16 protein-coding genes are annotated in these 15,692 nt (G+C 72.0%); 3 read left to right on the top strand and 13 right to left on the bottom strand.

The window, feature by feature from the left end:
• Positions 1 to 34: 34 nt before the first annotated feature.
• From ABZ444_RS07555 to ABZ444_RS07500, 12 genes are all read right to left on the bottom strand, one after another.
• Positions 35 to 994, bottom strand: a complete 960-nt coding sequence (locus tag ABZ444_RS07555; RefSeq protein WP_357994030.1) for an endonuclease/exonuclease/phosphatase family protein — start codon at positions 992 to 994, stop codon at positions 35 to 37.
• A complete protein-coding gene (gene rfbD / locus ABZ444_RS07550; RefSeq protein WP_357994028.1) occupies positions 979 to 1,830 on the bottom strand; it encodes a dTDP-4-dehydrorhamnose reductase in 852 nt (283 codons plus the stop codon). The genes ABZ444_RS07555 and rfbD overlap by 16 nt, the downstream gene beginning before the upstream one ends.
• Positions 1,831 to 1,843: 13 nt before the next feature.
• Complete coding sequence (gene rfbB, locus ABZ444_RS07545) at positions 1,844 to 2,773, bottom strand: dTDP-glucose 4,6-dehydratase (protein ID WP_357966455.1); 930 nt, start codon at positions 2,771 to 2,773, stop codon at positions 1,844 to 1,846.
• Positions 2,770 to 3,837: a glucose-1-phosphate thymidylyltransferase gene (locus tag ABZ444_RS07540; RefSeq protein WP_357994026.1), complete on the bottom strand. Its 1,068-nt coding sequence runs from the start codon at positions 3,835 to 3,837 to the stop codon at positions 2,770 to 2,772. The genes rfbB and ABZ444_RS07540 overlap by 4 nt, the downstream gene beginning before the upstream one ends.
• Before the next feature lie 2 nt (positions 3,838 to 3,839).
• On the bottom strand, positions 3,840 to 5,294 hold the full coding sequence (locus tag ABZ444_RS07535) for a sugar transferase (RefSeq protein WP_357994024.1): 1,455 nt from the start codon (positions 5,292 to 5,294) through the stop codon (positions 3,840 to 3,842).
• 270 nt (positions 5,295 to 5,564) lie between these two features.
• Positions 5,565 to 5,915 carry a hypothetical protein gene (locus tag ABZ444_RS07530; protein WP_352364750.1) on the bottom strand — a complete coding sequence of 117 codons (351 nt, stop codon included), beginning with the start codon at positions 5,913 to 5,915 and terminating at the stop codon, positions 5,565 to 5,567.
• 72 nt (positions 5,916 to 5,987) lie between these two features.
• Positions 5,988 to 6,617: a GntR family transcriptional regulator gene (locus ABZ444_RS07525; protein ID WP_357994519.1), complete on the bottom strand. Its 630-nt coding sequence runs from the start codon at positions 6,615 to 6,617 to the stop codon at positions 5,988 to 5,990.
• The gene (locus ABZ444_RS07520) at positions 6,617 to 7,525 is read right to left on the bottom strand and encodes an EamA family transporter (RefSeq protein ID WP_357994022.1); all 909 of its coding nucleotides are present in this window, start codon (positions 7,523 to 7,525) and stop codon (positions 6,617 to 6,619) included. The genes ABZ444_RS07525 and ABZ444_RS07520 overlap by 1 nt, the downstream gene beginning before the upstream one ends.
• Positions 7,526 to 7,543: 18 nt before the next feature.
• The gene (locus tag ABZ444_RS07515) at positions 7,544 to 7,921 is read right to left on the bottom strand and encodes a hypothetical protein (RefSeq protein WP_357994020.1); all 378 of its coding nucleotides are present in this window, start codon (positions 7,919 to 7,921) and stop codon (positions 7,544 to 7,546) included.
• A 189-nt stretch (positions 7,922 to 8,110) separates the two neighbouring features.
• The gene (locus ABZ444_RS07510) at positions 8,111 to 8,605 is read right to left on the bottom strand and encodes a GNAT family N-acetyltransferase (protein WP_357994018.1); all 495 of its coding nucleotides are present in this window, start codon (positions 8,603 to 8,605) and stop codon (positions 8,111 to 8,113) included.
• 22 nt (positions 8,606 to 8,627) lie between these two features.
• Positions 8,628 to 8,987: an MmcQ/YjbR family DNA-binding protein gene (locus tag ABZ444_RS07505; RefSeq protein WP_357966439.1), complete on the bottom strand. Its 360-nt coding sequence runs from the start codon at positions 8,985 to 8,987 to the stop codon at positions 8,628 to 8,630.
• A 39-nt stretch (positions 8,988 to 9,026) separates the two neighbouring features.
• On the bottom strand, positions 9,027 to 9,446 hold the full coding sequence (locus ABZ444_RS07500; RefSeq protein WP_357994016.1) for a VOC family protein: 420 nt from the start codon (positions 9,444 to 9,446) through the stop codon (positions 9,027 to 9,029).
• Positions 9,447 to 9,601: 155 nt separating this feature from the next.
• Between ABZ444_RS07500 and ABZ444_RS07495 the strand changes: the two genes are divergently transcribed.
• From ABZ444_RS07495 to ABZ444_RS07485, 3 genes are read left to right on the top strand one after another with little or no spacing between them, the layout of a single operon-like run.
• On the top strand, positions 9,602 to 10,024 hold the full coding sequence (locus tag ABZ444_RS07495; RefSeq protein WP_357994014.1) for a hypothetical protein: 423 nt from the start codon (positions 9,602 to 9,604) through the stop codon (positions 10,022 to 10,024).
• Between the two features lie 32 nt (positions 10,025 to 10,056).
• Positions 10,057 to 10,887, top strand: coding sequence for a hypothetical protein (locus ABZ444_RS07490; RefSeq protein WP_357994012.1), 831 nt, complete (start codon positions 10,057 to 10,059; stop codon positions 10,885 to 10,887).
• Positions 10,888 to 10,917: 30 nt separating this feature from the next.
• Entirely contained in the window at positions 10,918 to 11,871 is a 954-nt protein-coding gene (locus ABZ444_RS07485) for a helix-turn-helix domain-containing protein (protein WP_357994010.1), read from the top strand.
• Between the two features lie 35 nt (positions 11,872 to 11,906).
• Here ABZ444_RS07485 and ABZ444_RS07480 read toward each other — a convergent pair whose 3' ends face one another.
• Positions 11,907 to 15,650, bottom strand: a complete 3,744-nt coding sequence (locus ABZ444_RS07480; RefSeq protein ID WP_357994008.1) for a S8 family serine peptidase — start codon at positions 15,648 to 15,650, stop codon at positions 11,907 to 11,909.
• Positions 15,651 to 15,692: the final 42 nt, after the last annotated feature.

Here is a 15,692-nt window from a genome sequence, read left to right as displayed (position 1 = left end):
ATGACATATCGGTCTCAGCTCCGGAAACGTCACATCAAGGAAGGACCAGCTCGGTGAGCGTGGCCCGGTGGTCGGTCCGCGGCACCCGCAGGGTCTGGAAGCTCCGGACCGCGATCCGCCGGTCGGCCAGCACGTGGTCGATGGCCACCTTCGGGAACAGCCGCGGCTGCTCGTAGTAGGGCCAGGTCATGGAGAGCCCCTTTCCGGTGACGTCGGCGGCGTCCCGGTAGCCGGTGGCGATCAGGTCGCGCAGCACCACGTGGTCGAGGGTGGAGTTGAAGTCCCCGGCCAGGATCCGCAGGGGTCCGCCGGCCGGCGGCAGCGCCCGGATGCTCGACGCCCAGCAGGCCGTGCGCCAGCCCTCCGAGGGCGCGCACGCGTGCACGGCGACGATCTCGGCCTCCCGCCCGCCCGGCAGCGTGACGACGGCGGGCAGGTGGCGCGGGCTCTCCTCGAAGGGCGGCGCCGCGATCGGCGAGCCCGCGGCCCGCAACGGGTACCGCGAGTAGATCGCCGCCCCCGACGAGTCCTCCCCCGGCAACACGATCCGGTACGGCAGCAGCCGCGTCAGCCCCAGCTCCTCCACCCGCTCCCGCATCAGGCCGGTGAACTCCAGCAGGTGCAGCACGTCGGGCCGCTCGCGCTCGACCGTCGCCACCAGCACCGGCGGCAGCACGGAGGAGTGCAGCAGGTTGACCGCCAGCACCCGCAGCACCGGCCCGGCGGCCGGCGGGTTGCCCTCGGGCACCGCGCGCGGCACGACGGCCACCGCGAACGCGCACGTCACGGCGAGCGCGGCGGCGATCAGCGGCCCGGCGCGCAGGTAGAGCGCGAACGCCAGCGGCACCACCGACAGCGCCGCCGCGTACGGCGTGAACGACACCAGCTGCGACCACAGGAACTTCGGCTCCCACCCGCACAGCCGCAGCCCCGCCCATCCCGCCAGGCCCGCCACCATGAGCCACAGCACCGCGCCGCCTACGCGACGCCGCACGGGCGCCCGCGCGTCAGCACCGGCCAGGCCGCGCGCAGCGCCTGGTGCCAGTGCCGGATCGGCTCTCCCCTCGTGTGCGCGAGCACGCTGTTGGCCGGACGCCGGGCCGGCCGGGGGAAGCCCGCCGAGCTCACCGGGCGCACCCGCTCCGGGTCCAGGCCGAGCAGCGTGAAGATCTCCTTGGCCAGGCCGCACCATGTCGTCTCCCCGGAGCTGGTGCCGTGGTAGACGCCCGGCGGCAGCTCGGAGCGCGCCAGCCGGACCAGGTAGTCGGCCAGGTCTGCGGTCCACGTCGGCTGGCCGTGCTGGTCGTCGACCACGTCCACGGTGTCGCGCTCGGCCGCCAGCCTGATCATCGTCCGGACGAAGTTGGGGCCGGCCGCGCCGTACAGCCAGGCGCTGCGCACCACGTGGTGACCGTGCTCCAGCGCCGCCCGCTCGCCGGCGAGCTTGGTCCTGCCGTACGCGTTCACCGGCGCGGTCGGCGCGTCCTCCGGGTACGGCGCCGGCGCGGTGCCGTCGAAGACGTAGTCGGTGGACACGTGCACGAGCCGCGCCCCGGCCCGCGCGCAGCTCTCGGCCAGCCAGCCCACCGCGTGCCCGTTGATCTCCAGCGCCTCGTCCTCGTGGGTCTCGGCGTCGTCCACGGCGGTCCAGGCGGCGCAGTTGACCACCACGCCCGGCCGGTAGGCGGAGACGAAGTCGCGGACCGCGCGCCGGTCGCACAGGTCGAGCTCGGACCGGCCGAGCGCGAGCACCGGCTCGCCGGTCAGCGCGGCCCGTTCCAGGACGTCGGCGGCCAGCATCCCGCCGCCGCCCGTGACGAGCCACCTCATGGCAGGCGCCCGGTCACGCGGGCCACCAGTCGCGGTGCTCGGCGTACCAGCGGATCGTGTCCTTCAGCCCCTGCTCGAACGGGATCTCCGGGCGGTAGCCGAGCTTGCGCAGCTTGCTGTCGTCCAGGGAGTACCTGCGGTCGTGGCCCTTGCGGTCCTCGACGTGACGCACCGAGTCCCAGTCGCGGCCGCAGGCTTCGAGCAGGCGGGCGGTCAGCTCCTTGTTCGTCAGCTCGGCGGTGCCGGCGATGTGGTAGATCTCGCCGGGCTCGCCCTTCTCGGCGACCAGGCGGATGCCGGCGCAGTGGTCCTCGGCGTGGATCCAGTCGCGCACGTTCCCGCCGTCGCCGTACAGCGGGACCGGGCGGCCGCGCAGCAGGTTCGTGACGAACAGCGGGATCAGCTTCTCCGGGTACTGCCGGGGGCCGTAGTTGTTGCCGCAGCGGGTGATCGACACGTTCAGGCCGTAGGTGATCGCGTACGAGCGGGCGATCAGATCGCCGCCCGCCTTGCTGGCCGCGTACGGCGAACGCGGGCGCACCGGCGCGGACTCGTCCCAGGAGCCGATGTCGATCGACCCGTAGACCTCGTCCGTCGAGACCTGGACGACCTTGGGCGTGCCCGCGTCCAGGCACGCCTGCAGCAGCGTCTGGGTGCCGAGCACGTTGGTCCGCATGAACTCGGCGGCGGCGCCCTCGATCGACCGGTCGACGTGGGACTCGGCGGCGAAGTTCACCACCAGGTCATGACCGGGCACGACCTCGCGCAGCAGCTCGGCGTCGCAGATGTCGCCGTGGACGAACTCGTGCCGCACCCCTTCCAGGTTGGCCCGGTTGCCCGCGTAGGTGAGCTTGTCGAGGACGGTGACGTACGCGTCGTGCAACCCCCGGACGAAATGGGAGCCGATGAATCCCGCGCCGCCCGTCACCAGAATTCTTGTCATGTAGTGATCTGTACCTTGCTGTGATCGCCCAGCACGAGACGGTGGGCTCTGGGCGTGTTGGGCGCTCGGGTGACCTCGACGTCGTGGCCGATCAGTGACGCCTCGATCCGGCCGACGCCGTCGATGGACGCCCGGGGCAGCAGGATCGAGTATTCGATCTCGCTGCCGGTGACCACGCACGACGCGCCGACCGAGGTGAACGGCCCGACGTAGCTGTCCTGGATGCGCGCCCCCCGGCCGATGATCGCCGGGCCGACCACGCGGGAGCGCTCGACCACCGCGTCCGGCTCGACCACGACCCGGCCGATCAGCTCGCTGGCCTGGTCGACCCGCCCGCGCACGCCGGGCTCGACCGACTCCAGGACCAGCCGGTTGACCTCCAGCATGTCGGTGACGTTGCCGGTGTCCTTCCAGTATCCCGAGATCACCGACGACTCCACGCGCAAACCGGCCTCGATCAGCCACTGGATGGCGTCGGTGATCTCCAGCTCCCCCCGCCACGACGGCTTGAGCTCGGCGACGGCGGCGTGGATCGCCGGGCTGAACAGGTACACGCCGACCAGCGCCAGGTCGCTCTTGGGCCGGGCCGGCTTCTCCTCCAGGCCGACCACGCGGCCCTTCGCGTCCAGCTCGGCGACCCCGAACTGGCCGGGATCGCCGACCCTGGTCAGCATGATCTGCGCGGCGGGCCGTTCCCTGGCGAACCTGTCCACCAGGTCGTTGATGCCGCCGACGACGAAGTTGTCGCCCAGGTACATGACGAAGTCCTCGTCGCCCAGGAACTCGCGGGCGATCAGCACGCCGTGCGCCAGCCCGAGCGGTGCCTCCTGGCGGAGGTAGGTGACCTGCAGCCCGAACGCCGAGCCGTCCCCCACGGCCGACTCGATCTCCGCCTGCGTGTCCCCGACCACCAGGCCGAGCTCCCGGATCCCGGCGGCCGCGATGGCCTCCAGCCCGTAGAACAGGACCGGCTTGTTGGCGACGGGGACCAGCTGCTTGGCCGAGGTGTGCGTGATGGGCCGGAGCCGTGTGCCCGACCCTCCGGCGAGCACGAGTGCCTTCACTGCTAGTAAGCCCCTTCTCCACGGGTGACGACGGACCAGGTCTTCCACAGGATCTGCAGGTCGAGCAGGAGCGACCAGTTCTCCACGTAGCGCAGGTCGAGCCGTACGGACTCCTCCCACGTCAGGTCGGAGCGCCCGCTGACCTGCCAGAGGCCGGTCATGCCCGGCTTGACCACCAGACGGCGGCGCACGTCGGCGCCGTACCTGGCGACCTCCTCCGGCAACGGCGGCCGGGGGCCGACGAGGGACATCTCACCACGGATGACGTTGAGCAGCTGCGGCAGCTCGTCCAGCGAGTAGCGGCGCAGGAACGCGCCGACCCGGGTGATCCTTGGATCGTTCCTTATCTTGAACAGCACGCCGTCGAACTCGTTCGCCGCGAGCAGCTGCTGCTTGAGCCGTTCCGCGTCCACCACCATCGTGCGGAACTTCACCACCCGGAACTCCCTGCCGCCCCTGCCCACCCTGGTCTGGTGGAACAGCGCCGGCCCCTGGCTGGTGAGCCTGATCACCAGGGCGAGCGCCAGCAGCGGTAGCGCGAGCACCAGCAGGGCCGCGCCGGCCACCAGCCGGTCGAAGGCCGCCTTCACGAGCTGCCGGGAGCCGTCGAACTCCGGGTGCTCCACGTGCAGCAGCGGCATCCCGGCCACCGGCCTGATGCTGATGCGCGGGCCGGCGACGTCCATGAGCGCGGGCGCCACGAACAGGTCGGTCCGCGCGGTCTCCAGGCTCCAGGCCAGCCTGCGCAGCGCAGCGCCGTCCAGCTCGGGACAGGCCAGGACGGCCACCGCGTCGGCCCGCGAGTGGGCCACGACCTCGGCGACGTCGCCGAAGGAGCCCATCACGGGGATGCCGTCGAGGTCGACGTCGAGCGTGTCGTGCGGCAGGCAGGCGCCCACCACCTGCATGCCGTGGTGCGGCTGACGGCGGAACTGCACGACGAGGTCGAGGATCGACTCCCGGTGCCCGACCGCGATCACCTGCCGCATGTACTCGCCGATCGCCCGCCTGCGATGAAGACGCTTGCGCATGCGGTAGCGGAAGTAGAGCGTGGCGGCCAGCACCAGCGGCAACATCGCCATGACGAAGCTGCGCGCGATGGCCGTCTGCGTGGCGTAGGCCAGGATGGCCGTGGTGGCCATCAGCCCGATGCCGCCGCCGAAGACGGCCTTGAACTCCTCGGTGCCCTCGCCGTTGGCGCGTTGACGGTACGCGCCCGCCATCATGAGCGCGGCCGGCCAGACGACGAGCAGGCCGAGCCCGAGCACGTACTCGGCGATCGGCACGTACACGCCGGAGGCCAGGCGTACGCCCAGCACGCACGCGCACGCGAACAGCGCGCACGCCGTGTCCCCACCTAACAGGAGCCGCAGATACGCCCGCGTCCAGATGTTGGACTCAAGGCGTGGCGCGGCCTCGAGGAGCACAGCAGTGGACTCCCCAGTCCCCACCCTCATAGCACCACCCTGTGATAACTGCTTTCACCGCGATAACAGGACGTTCCTTGTGCCGCATAGGTTGACAATGACCCATGCGTTATCAAGGGCGGCGGCCCCCACTAAAGAGTAAAGATCGATTCCAACCTGGGGAATAACGGGAAATGTCCACAATCGGACGTCGATCTAGGGGTTTCGGGGGTTGACGGAACGATCCAAAAGTGCAGCGTGCGGGCGAGAAAATGTGAGGTTTATGACGACATTTCGCCAGGTGACCGGCAAGCAAAGCCGCTAGTCGTACTCCAGGTCCGGCAATGCGGACGGCGGATCAGGGCTGCGCCACACGACCACAACTCCGTCACGCGCGGAATCGGCGGCCAGGTTCAGCCGGTCGAGATCGAAATCGGGCAAGTAGCGTAGTCGGGCGACAAAGGTGGCATCAGTCGCGGAACGCGGCACCACGCAGCCTTCGCCGTCCCGATCGAGGAGGATGTAGAGGACGTCCTCCCCGGATTCGGTGGCGACACGGACCTCCACCACGTCCTCCCACGCGAGGGCTTCGACGCTGCCGTCGGCGTAGTGGCGGGTGACGCCCTCTTCGGTGACATATACGTAGGAGTCCGGCATCGGGTTGCCGTGCATGGCCGCGATTCTTGCGAGTTCCGGGGTTGTCCCGCAAGGGCTCGCGCGCAATGACGCACACGGCTCACCCGTTCAGGGCAGCTCGGGACTGCCCCAGTTGTGGCTGAGATGCGCCGCGACGGCCGCCCGCGCCGCCTCCACCGGGCCCGCCGCGATGGCGTCGAGCAGCTCACGGTGCTCGCGGATCAGGACGTCCCGGTCGCGGTAGACCTGGCGCAGACGCACCATGCCGAGCCTGGTCTCGGCGGCGAGCGTGGCGTAGAGGCGTTCGAGCCGCCGGCTGCCGGCCGCCTCGATCAGCGCCTCGTGCAGGGCCATGTGCTCGGCCACGGTCGCCGACCACGGCGCGTCGGCCGGCAGCGCCTCCCACCTGAGCAGCGCGGCCTCGGCGTCGGGGACCCGGCGGCCGGCGACGGCCTGGGCCATCAGGTCCTCCAGGGGGCGGCGCACGTACATGAGGTCCTGGAGGTCCGAGATCGTCACCTCGGGGACATAGGCGCTGCGGTTGCGCTCCCGCCTGAGCAGTCCCTCGTGCACCAGGCCGGCCAGCGCCTCGCGCACGGTCGGCCTGGCCACGCCGTACGACGCGGCGATCTCCTGCTCGGGCAGCGGCGTGCCCGGCGCGATCTCGCCGGAGAGCACCCGGCTGCGCAGGGCGTCGGCGAGCGCGCCGACCGTGGAGACGGGTTTGAGGGGCAACATCACGGCTGTGATGCTAGTGCCGTTTCCCCGTCGCGCTCCCTGCCCCGCTCCCTGCCCCGCTTCCTGCCGCGTTCCGGCACGGCCACCGCCACCAGCCCGAGCACCAGCATCACCAGCCCGGCGACCGAGAGCGGGGACAGCCGCTCGCCCAGCACCAGCAGGCCCAGCAGCGCGGCGACGGCCGGCTCGGCCAGCGCCAGCGTCGAGGCCGTGGCGACCGGCGTGGTGCGCAGGCCGCGCCCGTACAGGATGTAGGACAGCGCGGTGGTGCCGAGGCCCAGGTAGAGCACGGCGAGCAGCCCGCGCGGCTCCCCCAGCCAGCCGACGCCGTTGACCAGCAGCACCGGCAGCATGACCAGGGCGGCGCCGCCGAACAGCACCCCCATCACGGCGTCCGACTCGGCCCCCTTCTCGATGGCCCTGGCCGCCGAGACCGCGTAGAAGGCGTAGAGCAGGCCGCCGAGCAGCGCGAACAGCACTCCCGAGACCATCTGGCCGCCCGCCTGCGCGCCGCCGCCGACGATCAGCGCCGCGCAGCCGCAGACCGCCGCCGTGGTCGCCAGCGCCCACCGCCCGCTCGGCCGCCGTCCGTGCAGCGCCCAGGACAGCAGGCCGGTGAACACGGGGCCGCTGCCGATCGCGACCACCGTGCCGATGGCCACGCCCGTACGCCCGACCGCCGCGAAGAAGCACAACTGGTACGCCGCCACCGCCAGGGCCGCCGGCACCAGCCCCGGCCGGAACGCCCGCCGGAAGCCGGCCGGCGCGAGCAGGCCGAGTGCGGCGCCGCCGATGACCAGCCGGGCCGCGGCCAGGGCGACCGAGTCGGCCGAGACCAGCAGCCCCGCCGTGCCCGCGGTGCCCCAGAGCGCGGAGGCGCCCACGACGGCGAGAGGTCCGTTCTTCATGCCTCCATTGTCAGACAATTAGACAATTTCGTCCAGCAGTCCGTCCAGCATGCGGTCGGCGGGGGCGGCGACGTCGCCCGCGTAGTCGTCCAGGACGGCGAGCGCGTCGTGCACGTCCGGCAGGCTTCTGCGCGGCAGCTCCAGCAGCGGCTCGCCCTCCGCGGTGATCCCGCCCTCCACGTGGAAGGCGTCGCCGGAGACGGTGAGGGACACCTCGAAGCGCACCTCGCGGCCGTCGGGGAGGACGAAGTCGGCGCCCGTGCGCACTCCCGAGGGCGGGACGAAGCAGGAGAAGGGACGGCTGCGCACGAAGGGGTGGCGTAAGCCGGCGAGGATCTCGGCCGCCCTGCTCAGGGCCGCCAGCAGCCCGGCCGCGGCCCGGCTCTCGCTGTCCACCCGAAAAAGGGTAGTTCACCCCGCCACCTCGTGACCAGTTCACCCGATCACCTCGCCCTCCCGCGGTGGGGCCGTGACCACCGAGCCCTCCCCCGGCGCGAACGTCGATCGGCCCCCAGGCCCGCTGCGGCGAGGTCAGTCTGACGGGTCAGTCTGGCGGGTCAGGCCGGGCGGGTCAGGCCGGGCGGGTCAGTCGGTGGCGAGGCGGGCGTGGCGTTCGACGTCGAGGCGCACGCCCTCGTAGCAGAGCTTGCCACGCTCGACGCCCTCCGCCCGGAACCCCGCCTTGGTCGCCACCCGGCACGACGCCGGGTTGTCCGTGCGGTGCCCCAGCTCCAGCCGGAACAGCCCGCGCTCGCCGAACGCCCACCGGGCCAGCTCCTCGGTGGCCGCCGTTGCGATCCCGAGCCCCCGGTGTGCGGGCAGGACCCAGTAGGACACCCACCCGGTGTCGTGGGCGTCGATCCCGGCCACGGCCACGTTGCCGACCACCGCGCCGCCCTCGACGGTCACGGCGAACGCGTGCCCGACGCCCGTCCAGGACGTGATCCAGCCCACCGCGTCCTTGAGCGTGACGACGGGGAAGGACGACTGGCGGCGCAGATCGGGCATGCGGAACGCGCTCAGCACGGCCGGGGCGTCGTCCTCGCGCCACTCGCGAAGCCGGATGTCGACGGGGGTCACGCTGCCCGAGACTACCGCCGGCTCATGACGGCGCGATCTGGTGCTCCGCCTCGAACGCGCTGACCAGCGGCCGGGGCGCGGTCAGGCACCACGCCTCGGCCATCAGCTCGAACAGCTCGTCGGCGTCGATCTTGTCGAGGTGGACGACGACCCACCCGAAGCGCCCCGCGGTGAACTGCACCTCGAACACCTCGGGCCGCTCGGCCACCAGCGCCAGCTGCTCCTCGATCGTGGCCTTGACCCCGACGGTCTCGGTCTTCTCCCACAGGTAGCCGAAGCCCTTGCCGTGGACCTTGAAACCGACCCACTCCCCGCCGGGATGCTCGGTCACCTCCGGCAACCCGCGGACCAGGTCAAGGAACTCGTCGACGCTCACACCCATGGCGCCTGTCTATCAAATCCGACCGACAACTCCGCCGGCTCAGCGGTAGTAGCGGACCTCGATGACGTTGCGGTCCAGGTCGGGGAAGAAGATGGTCTCGGGGGCGATGCCCTTGGCGCCGAAGGAGTTGGAGCCGGTGCCGGTGACCTCGACCCCGTGGTCCTTCAGCCGGACCTTGAGCGCCTCGAAGTCCTCCCTGCTCACCGACAGGCAGAAGTGGTTGATCTGGTGCCCGGCGCTGCCCGTCACCCCCGTGCCCTCCTCCACGCCCTTCGACACCTCGTGCGCCATCAGGTCGATGATCGTCTCGTCGGCGATCCGTACGCTCGGGAACCCCGCTTTGCCCTCGCGGAACTCCTCCCCCCGGACCCCAGGCAGGCCCACCACCTGCTCGTAGAAGCGCAGGGCGGCAAGCTGGTCGGAGACCCAGAGAACGAGATGGTCCAGACGCGCATCCATGTAATAGATCCTCCATTCCCGTCCAATATCCGTTGCGCGCATGCCGCTGTCCAATTGAGGGTCCCTGGGACGGAGGATCGTCCCCTGATCGAAAGGCGGGATTCACGCGGGGTTCCCCTGTCCCTGCGGGCGGCCGGTCCGTCATCATTCGTCCCATGACGGTGACCGTGCGGACCGAGCCGATGCCCTTCGTCGTACGGGCCGCCAGGTTCCTCATGACGCTCCAGGTGGCGTTCGGGCTGGTGGCACTCGCCTTCCTGGGCGCCGCGGCGTTGTCCGCCTTCGAACCTGGCCCGCTCCTGCTGATGGCATGGGAGGCGGCGCTCCTCGGGCTGACCGGCTGGCTGCTGGGCCGCCTCGGCACCCGCGCCACGTGGGTGCGCCGGGCGGTCGTCGCCCTGGAACTGCTCGTCGTCACCGAGTTCGTGGTACTGCGCCTGATCGACTCCGGCCACCTCGACCCGGTACGGCTGCTCGTCGCGAACGCCCTCGGGCCGCTGCCCGTCGTCGTCCTGCTGCTCCTGCCGCCGTCCTGGGGCTGGTTCTCGCAGCGGAAGCGGATGGATGCCGCCTCTTGACAGGAATAGGCGAAGATCGTCCATGATCGGGCATGAACGCGTTGATCCGGGCGGCCCTCGTGGGGGCCGTCGTGGGCCTGGCACAAGCCGTCATCGCCTTCCACGGCCCTGAGGACGCCGCGGGAAACCTGCTGCTGATGTTGTTCGCGCCCCTTCCGGCCGGGATGTTGCTGGCCTGGTACGCCATGTTGCGGAACTGGTGGCTCGTGGCGCTGCTGGGGCAGTTCGCCCTGGTCGCGCTGTACGTCGGCCTGACCATGACCGCGCCCTTCCCCATCCTCGTCGGCCTGGGCTCCTGGCGGGTCGGCCTGATCACCATGGCCGCCGGAGCCTGCGGCTACGCCGTGGGAGCGGGGCTCGCCCTGCCGCTCGTCACGCCGCTGCGCATCTCGGCGATCGGCGTGGCCGCGTCCATGTTCCTGGCGGCCTGGTCGAACCAGGACGTGATCGCGCTCGCCGCCCAGGCGCAGGCCATGGCCGCCCGGGACACCACGAACGTCGTGCCCGACCTGCCCGGTTTCCGGCTGGCCAGGGTGAGGATCTACGGCCCGGAGCTCTCCCTGTGGTACGAGCGCGCCACCGCCACCGTCCTGGTCAACGTCCTGCCGGAGACCATGTCCCCGGAGCAGGCCTGCAACGACGCAGTGGATCCCCAAGGGGACATGACCTGCGCGGAGGCGGCGCCGGACCTCTGGATCCTGAGGAGCGGCCACGGCAGAACCGTGTTCACCGCCTACGAGAACACTCTGGTGCAGCTCTCCAGCGGAACCGTGCCCGAGGAGAAGCAGTTGCTCGCCGCCGCACGCGCCCTGCGGCCCATCGGCCTCTGGGAGCTGGCCGCCCCCGCGTACGAGCGACAGTGATGCGGCGAGGCAGTCGGAAAGTGCTGGGAAATGCTGGATAGGCTGGGTTTCAGCGACGAGGAGGAGGTCGTCTACCTCGAGCTCCTGCGCCGCCGCCGGGTGACGATCCCCGACGTGGGCGAGGCGCTGGAGCTGCCGGTGGCGGCCGTGACGGCGGCCGTGACGCGGCTCGTCGCGCTCGGCCTGGCCAGCCGCGACAACACCGGGTTGTACACGGCCGTGCCCCCCGACGTGGGCCTCGGCACGTTGATCGCCGAGCGTCAGGCCGCGTTGCAGCAGGTGCAGGGCAGGCTGGCCGAGCTGGTGGAGGTGTACCGCACGGGCGCGGCCTCGCCCGCGGGCGAGATCGAGGCGCTCACCACGCCGGAACAGCTCGCCACCTGGCTCGGCAACCTGGAACGCGGCGCCCGGCGGGAGGTGCTGGCCTTCTTCCGGCCTCCGTACGTGCTCGACGTCAACCTGAACGACTCCACCAACGCCCTGGCCACCTACCGCTACGTGTACGAACGCGCCGCGCTGGACGACCCCAGGGCCCCGGCCGAGATCGCCAGGTTCCTGAAGGGCGGCTACGAGATCAGGATCGCCGTCGAGCTGCCCAGCAAGATGATCATCGTGGACCGGGAGGTCGTGCTCCTGCCCATCCTGCCCGACCAGACGAGCGTGGAGCCGGGCTTCCTCCTGGTCAGGGGGCAGTCCCTGGTCCATCTTCTGGTGGCGTTGTTCGAGCGGGTGTGGCAGGCGGCGACCCCGCTGCGGCTCACCGCCACGAGCGTGACCGAAGGGGTCGCGGCCTGGGACGACACCGATGTGACGCTGATGACGTACCTGCTGTCCGGGATGCCGGACAAGACGGTCGCCACCCGGCTCGGCACCAGCGAGCGCACCGTCCAGCGCCGGATCCGGCGGCTGATGAAGCTGGCCGGGACCGACAGCCGCATGCAGCTCGCCTGGTACGCGGCCCGGTCCGGCATGATCCCGCTGTGAGGGGCGCCCCCGCCGGGGACGCCCCTCACCTGGACCTATCGGCGTAGCTGGTACGCGCGGGTCACGGTCTGCTCGACGGTGCCGCCGTCGGCGTCGGTGGCCTGCACGCGCAGCGACACGAACCCGCCGGGCTTCGCCGGGTTCCTGATCGTGCCGGTGAAGGCCCGCTCACCGGCCCCGGCGAGCCGCACGGGCTGCCAGGTGGCGCCGTCGTCGGCGGAGGTCCACAGGGCGGCCCGGGTGATGCGCGGCCCCGCCAGGCCCTTCGGGTGGCGCAGGCCGAGGCCGACGCGGGTGGGGGCGTTCGCGCGGGCGCTGTTGGCCTCGTCGACGTCGAGGTCGTAGTCGATGGACAGGACCGGCAGCAGGACGGAGGGGGCCGTCTGCTCCGAGTGGAACGTCCAGTCGGTGCGCACCTTGGTGGAGGTCGTCCAGAAAGGCTGGTTCCGCTCCACGTCGGTCACCACGCGGTACTGGGCGCGTTCCGGCACCACCGGGAAGGCGACGGCCGCCGACGGCGCGGAGCCCAGCAGCTCGCCGTCGCGGTAGACCGTCGACTGCTCCTTGTCGGCAGAGGCGCGGAACAGGTACGTCTGGCCGGGCGCGGTGTCGAACAGCCCGCCCGCGAAGACCACGCCGGTCGCGCCCTCGCGGACCGCCGCCTTGTCCACCGTGGCCGGCAGCGCCGTGCGCACCACCGCCTTGTTCCAGTCGCGCGACACCCGCTGACCGGCCTTGAGCACGGACGGCGCGGTCTGCTGCCACGCCTGGCCGCCCTCCCAGACCGAGCCCACCTGCATCGCCTCCCAGGTCCGCAGGTCGGCCGTGACGTACTCGGTGAGGGGCCGCGGCATGATCAGCCGGGTGAAGACCGCGTAGGCCATGGTCTGCATCGGCGAGACCAGCAGCCGGACGTACCCGGCCTCCGTGGAGGGCGCCGACGCGTGGAACGACGACTGCACGGTGGCCAGCTCGCCGTCGCGCACCTTGTACCGCTGGTCCGCCGGGACGCCGCCGTTCCGGTACTTGACCAGCTCGTAGGCGTACGGGCTCACCGCCGTGCCCGTGAGCCGGACCTGCAACCTGCCCCGGCCCGCCGCCGCGGCCAGCCGGGCGCCCTGCTCACCCGCGAGCGTCATCGCCGGGATCCTGGTCGGCGACGTGCTCCAGTTCTCGGCGCCCCAGTTGTCGGGCTTGTCGTTGTAGACGATGACCGCGCCCGCGCCCGCGGCGGCCGCGTTGTCGACCTGCTGCTGCGGCGTGAGCTCGGCGCTGCGCTTGACCAGCGCGATTCGCCCTCGGACCGCCTGCCCCGCGTAGTCCTCGGGACGTCCGGTCCCGGCGTCCGCGGCCCGCATGACCTGGGTGCCGTCGATGCGCGCGGAGCCGGCCCGGCCCCGGAAGTACGCCGGCTCGATCGGCTCGGCACCGGCGCCCAGGATCTGCGCCTTCAGCTCCGGCGCGGTGAGCGACCAGCCGACCCGGGACTCGAAGCGGCTGCTCGTGCCCTGGGACGGGACGGAGTACACCTTCGTCTCGCCGTTCATCCACTGTTCGAGGCCGTAGGCGTTGGTGCCGGCCGCGCTCTGGATGGCCAGGCCGAGCCGGACCCTGTTCGCCTGGTTCGGCTTCGGGGTGTCCATGGTGACCGGGCCGGCCTTGGCGCCGTCGAACGTGATGGTCCGGTCGGAGTCGATGACCGCGCCCGGCTCGGCGCCGTAGGTGTACTCCCAGATCCGGTTCCCGTCGGCGGCGTAGTGGAAGATCTCCGCCATGAAGGCGTGCTCGCCGCGGGGCAGCCGGACCTTGGCGGTGCCGTCCGCGCCGATCAGGTGGCTGTCCGGAAGGCCCAGCCGGTCGAGATCGATGTCGTGCACGACGGCGGCGCCGGTGGTCGGCTTGCCGTCCCGGTCGAGCACCTTGAGGGTGACGTCGAAGCGCTCCACGTCCCGGACGAAGCCGACAGCGGTGGTCACGACCGTCTGGCCGTCGGCGGTGGTCGCGGTGACGTGCGCGCCGTGCGCCCCGGCCGGCACGGCCGAGGTGTCGACGGTGACGGCCGCCGACGCGGTGCCGCGCGCCGGCACGGTCACCGTCTGGGCGCCCACGGTCAGCGCCGCGGCCGGCAGGTCCTCGCCCGCGCCCTTGGCGGCGAGCGTCAGGGTGACGGGCTGGTCGCCGTCGTTGACGTACTCGATCTGCTTGGTGGCCGGCTCTCCGGCGTCCCAGTCGGCGAGCCTGAAGTCGATCACGCCGGAGCCCGAGACGGGCTGGCGTACGGCGCGGCTCACGTCCACGCGGCCGGCGCCCTGGCTGTGCACGGGGGTGCCGGCCGTCGTCCGGGCCGTGCTGACGAGCTGGTTCTTCAGCCTCGCGGCGGTCCAGTCGGGGTGCCGCTGCGCGAGGATCGCGGCGGCGCCCGCCACGTGCGGCGTGGCCATGGACGTGCCGCTCGCCGTGGTGTAGGTGCCGTCCACCGGCGTCCCCATCGAGGTGCCCGCGGCGCGGGCGGCCACGATCTTGAAGCCGGGAGCGGTGATCTCCGGCTTGAGCGCCCCGTCGCCGCCGCGGGGACCGCGGCTGGAGAAGTCGGTGATCGCGTCCGCCGAATCGACCGCGCCGACGGTGAGCGCCGCCTCGGCCGCGCCGGGCGAGCCCACCGTGGTCGCCCCCGGGCCGCTGTTGCCCGCGGCGATGGTGAACAGCACGCCCGTCTCGGCGGTCAGCTCGTTGACCGCCACGGCCATCGGGTCGGTGCCGTCGGCGCCCTCCTGGCCGCCCAGGCTCATCGAGACGACCTTCGCGCCCGAGTGGGCCGCCCAGTTCATCCCGTCGAGGATCCAGGACTCCATGCCGGCGCCCTCGTCGGCCAGCACCTTGCCCACGATCAGCCGGGCGCCGGGCGCCACGCCCTTGTACTTGCCGCCCGAGCCCGCGCCGCTGCCCGCGATCGTGGAGGCGACGTGCGTGCCGTGCCCGTGGCCGTCCTGCGCCGTCTGGCCGGGGACGAAGCTGCGGCTCTCCGCGATCCGGTCGGCCAGGTCGGGGTGGTTCGCGTCCACGCCGGTGTCCAGGACGGCGACCTTGACGCCGGTTCCGTCGTAACCGGCGGCCCATGCCTCGGGGGCGCCGATCTGCGGCACGCTCTTGTCGAGCAGCGTCTTGACCTTGCCGTCCAGCCAGAGCTTCTCGATGCCGCCGGAGAGCCGGGCCTTGGGCGTTCCCGCCTTGGCGGTGTCGTCGTCGACGGCCTCCCAGAACGCGCCGCCGCGCTTCTTGTCCGCGGCGACGGCCGCTCCCCGGATGCCGGGCAGGGACCGGGTGACCCGGCCGCCGTCGGGCGGACCGGCCTTCGCCAGGCCCTTGCCGGTGTACCGCACGATGGTCGGGATCGACTCGCTGTGGGCGTCGTCGTACCCCTGGGCGATGAGCTGGGTGACGTTGAACAGCCGCTTGTCCACCTGGCCCGAGGCGACCAGCGGCGCGGCCTGGTTCGGCAGCACGTACACGTCGGTGCCGACCGTGTAGGTGCGCAGGTCGCCGGCCGACCGCCCGCCGGGGGTGACGGTGACCGAGACGGGACGGCCGGCCTGGCTGGCCACGATGACCTCGTCCCCGGTGATGAGGGTGACCCGCGCGGTGGTGACCGACGACGCCGGGACGCCGGTGACACCGGCGGCGGGGGCCGTCGCGTCACCGTGGGCGCTTCCGGTGCCGGCCGCGACGAGCGTGGCGGCGAGGGCGGCGCTGAGCAGCGCCGCTCTACGACTGAATGGCATGGCGGTGGCTCTCTTTCTACCGGTTGGGGGGTTGCGCAACCG

The organism is Nonomuraea sp. NPDC005730, from assembly GCF_040630865.1.
Classification (GTDB): Bacteria; Actinomycetota; Actinomycetes; order Streptosporangiales; family Streptosporangiaceae; genus Nonomuraea.
This window is presented reverse-complemented; position numbering and strand designations above follow the sequence as displayed.

What these genes read in the sequence shown, in the direction of transcription:
- rfbD (WP_357994028.1), bottom strand. Translation starts at nt 1,830, where the DNA reads ATGAGGTGGCTCGTCACGGGCGGCGGCGGGATGCTGGCCGCCGACGTC.
- rfbB (WP_357966455.1), bottom strand. Translation starts at nt 2,773, where the DNA reads ATGACAAGAATTCTGGTGACGGGCGGCGCGGGATTCATCGGCTCCCAT.
- ABZ444_RS07535 (WP_357994024.1), bottom strand. Translation starts at nt 5,294, where the DNA reads ATGAGGGTGGGGACTGGGGAGTCCACTGCTGTGCTCCTCGAGGCCGCG.
- ABZ444_RS07530 (WP_352364750.1), bottom strand. Translation starts at nt 5,915, where the DNA reads ATGCACGGCAACCCGATGCCGGACTCCTACGTATATGTCACCGAAGAG.
- ABZ444_RS07525 (WP_357994519.1), bottom strand. Translation starts at nt 6,617, where the DNA reads ATGTTGCCCCTCAAACCCGTCTCCACGGTCGGCGCGCTCGCCGACGCC.
- ABZ444_RS07520 (WP_357994022.1), bottom strand. Translation starts at nt 7,525, where the DNA reads ATGAAGAACGGACCTCTCGCCGTCGTGGGCGCCTCCGCGCTCTGGGGC.
- ABZ444_RS07505 (WP_357966439.1), bottom strand. Translation starts at nt 8,987, where the DNA reads ATGGGTGTGAGCGTCGACGAGTTCCTTGACCTGGTCCGCGGGTTGCCG.
- ABZ444_RS07500 (WP_357994016.1), bottom strand. Translation starts at nt 9,446, where the DNA reads ATGGATGCGCGTCTGGACCATCTCGTTCTCTGGGTCTCCGACCAGCTT.
- ABZ444_RS07495 (WP_357994014.1), top strand. Translation starts at nt 9,602, where the DNA reads ATGACGGTGACCGTGCGGACCGAGCCGATGCCCTTCGTCGTACGGGCC.
- ABZ444_RS07490 (WP_357994012.1), top strand. Translation starts at nt 10,057, where the DNA reads ATGAACGCGTTGATCCGGGCGGCCCTCGTGGGGGCCGTCGTGGGCCTG.
- ABZ444_RS07485 (WP_357994010.1), top strand. Translation starts at nt 10,918, where the DNA reads ATGCTGGATAGGCTGGGTTTCAGCGACGAGGAGGAGGTCGTCTACCTC.
- ABZ444_RS07480 (WP_357994008.1), bottom strand. Translation starts at nt 15,650, where the DNA reads ATGCCATTCAGTCGTAGAGCGGCGCTGCTCAGCGCCGCCCTCGCCGCC.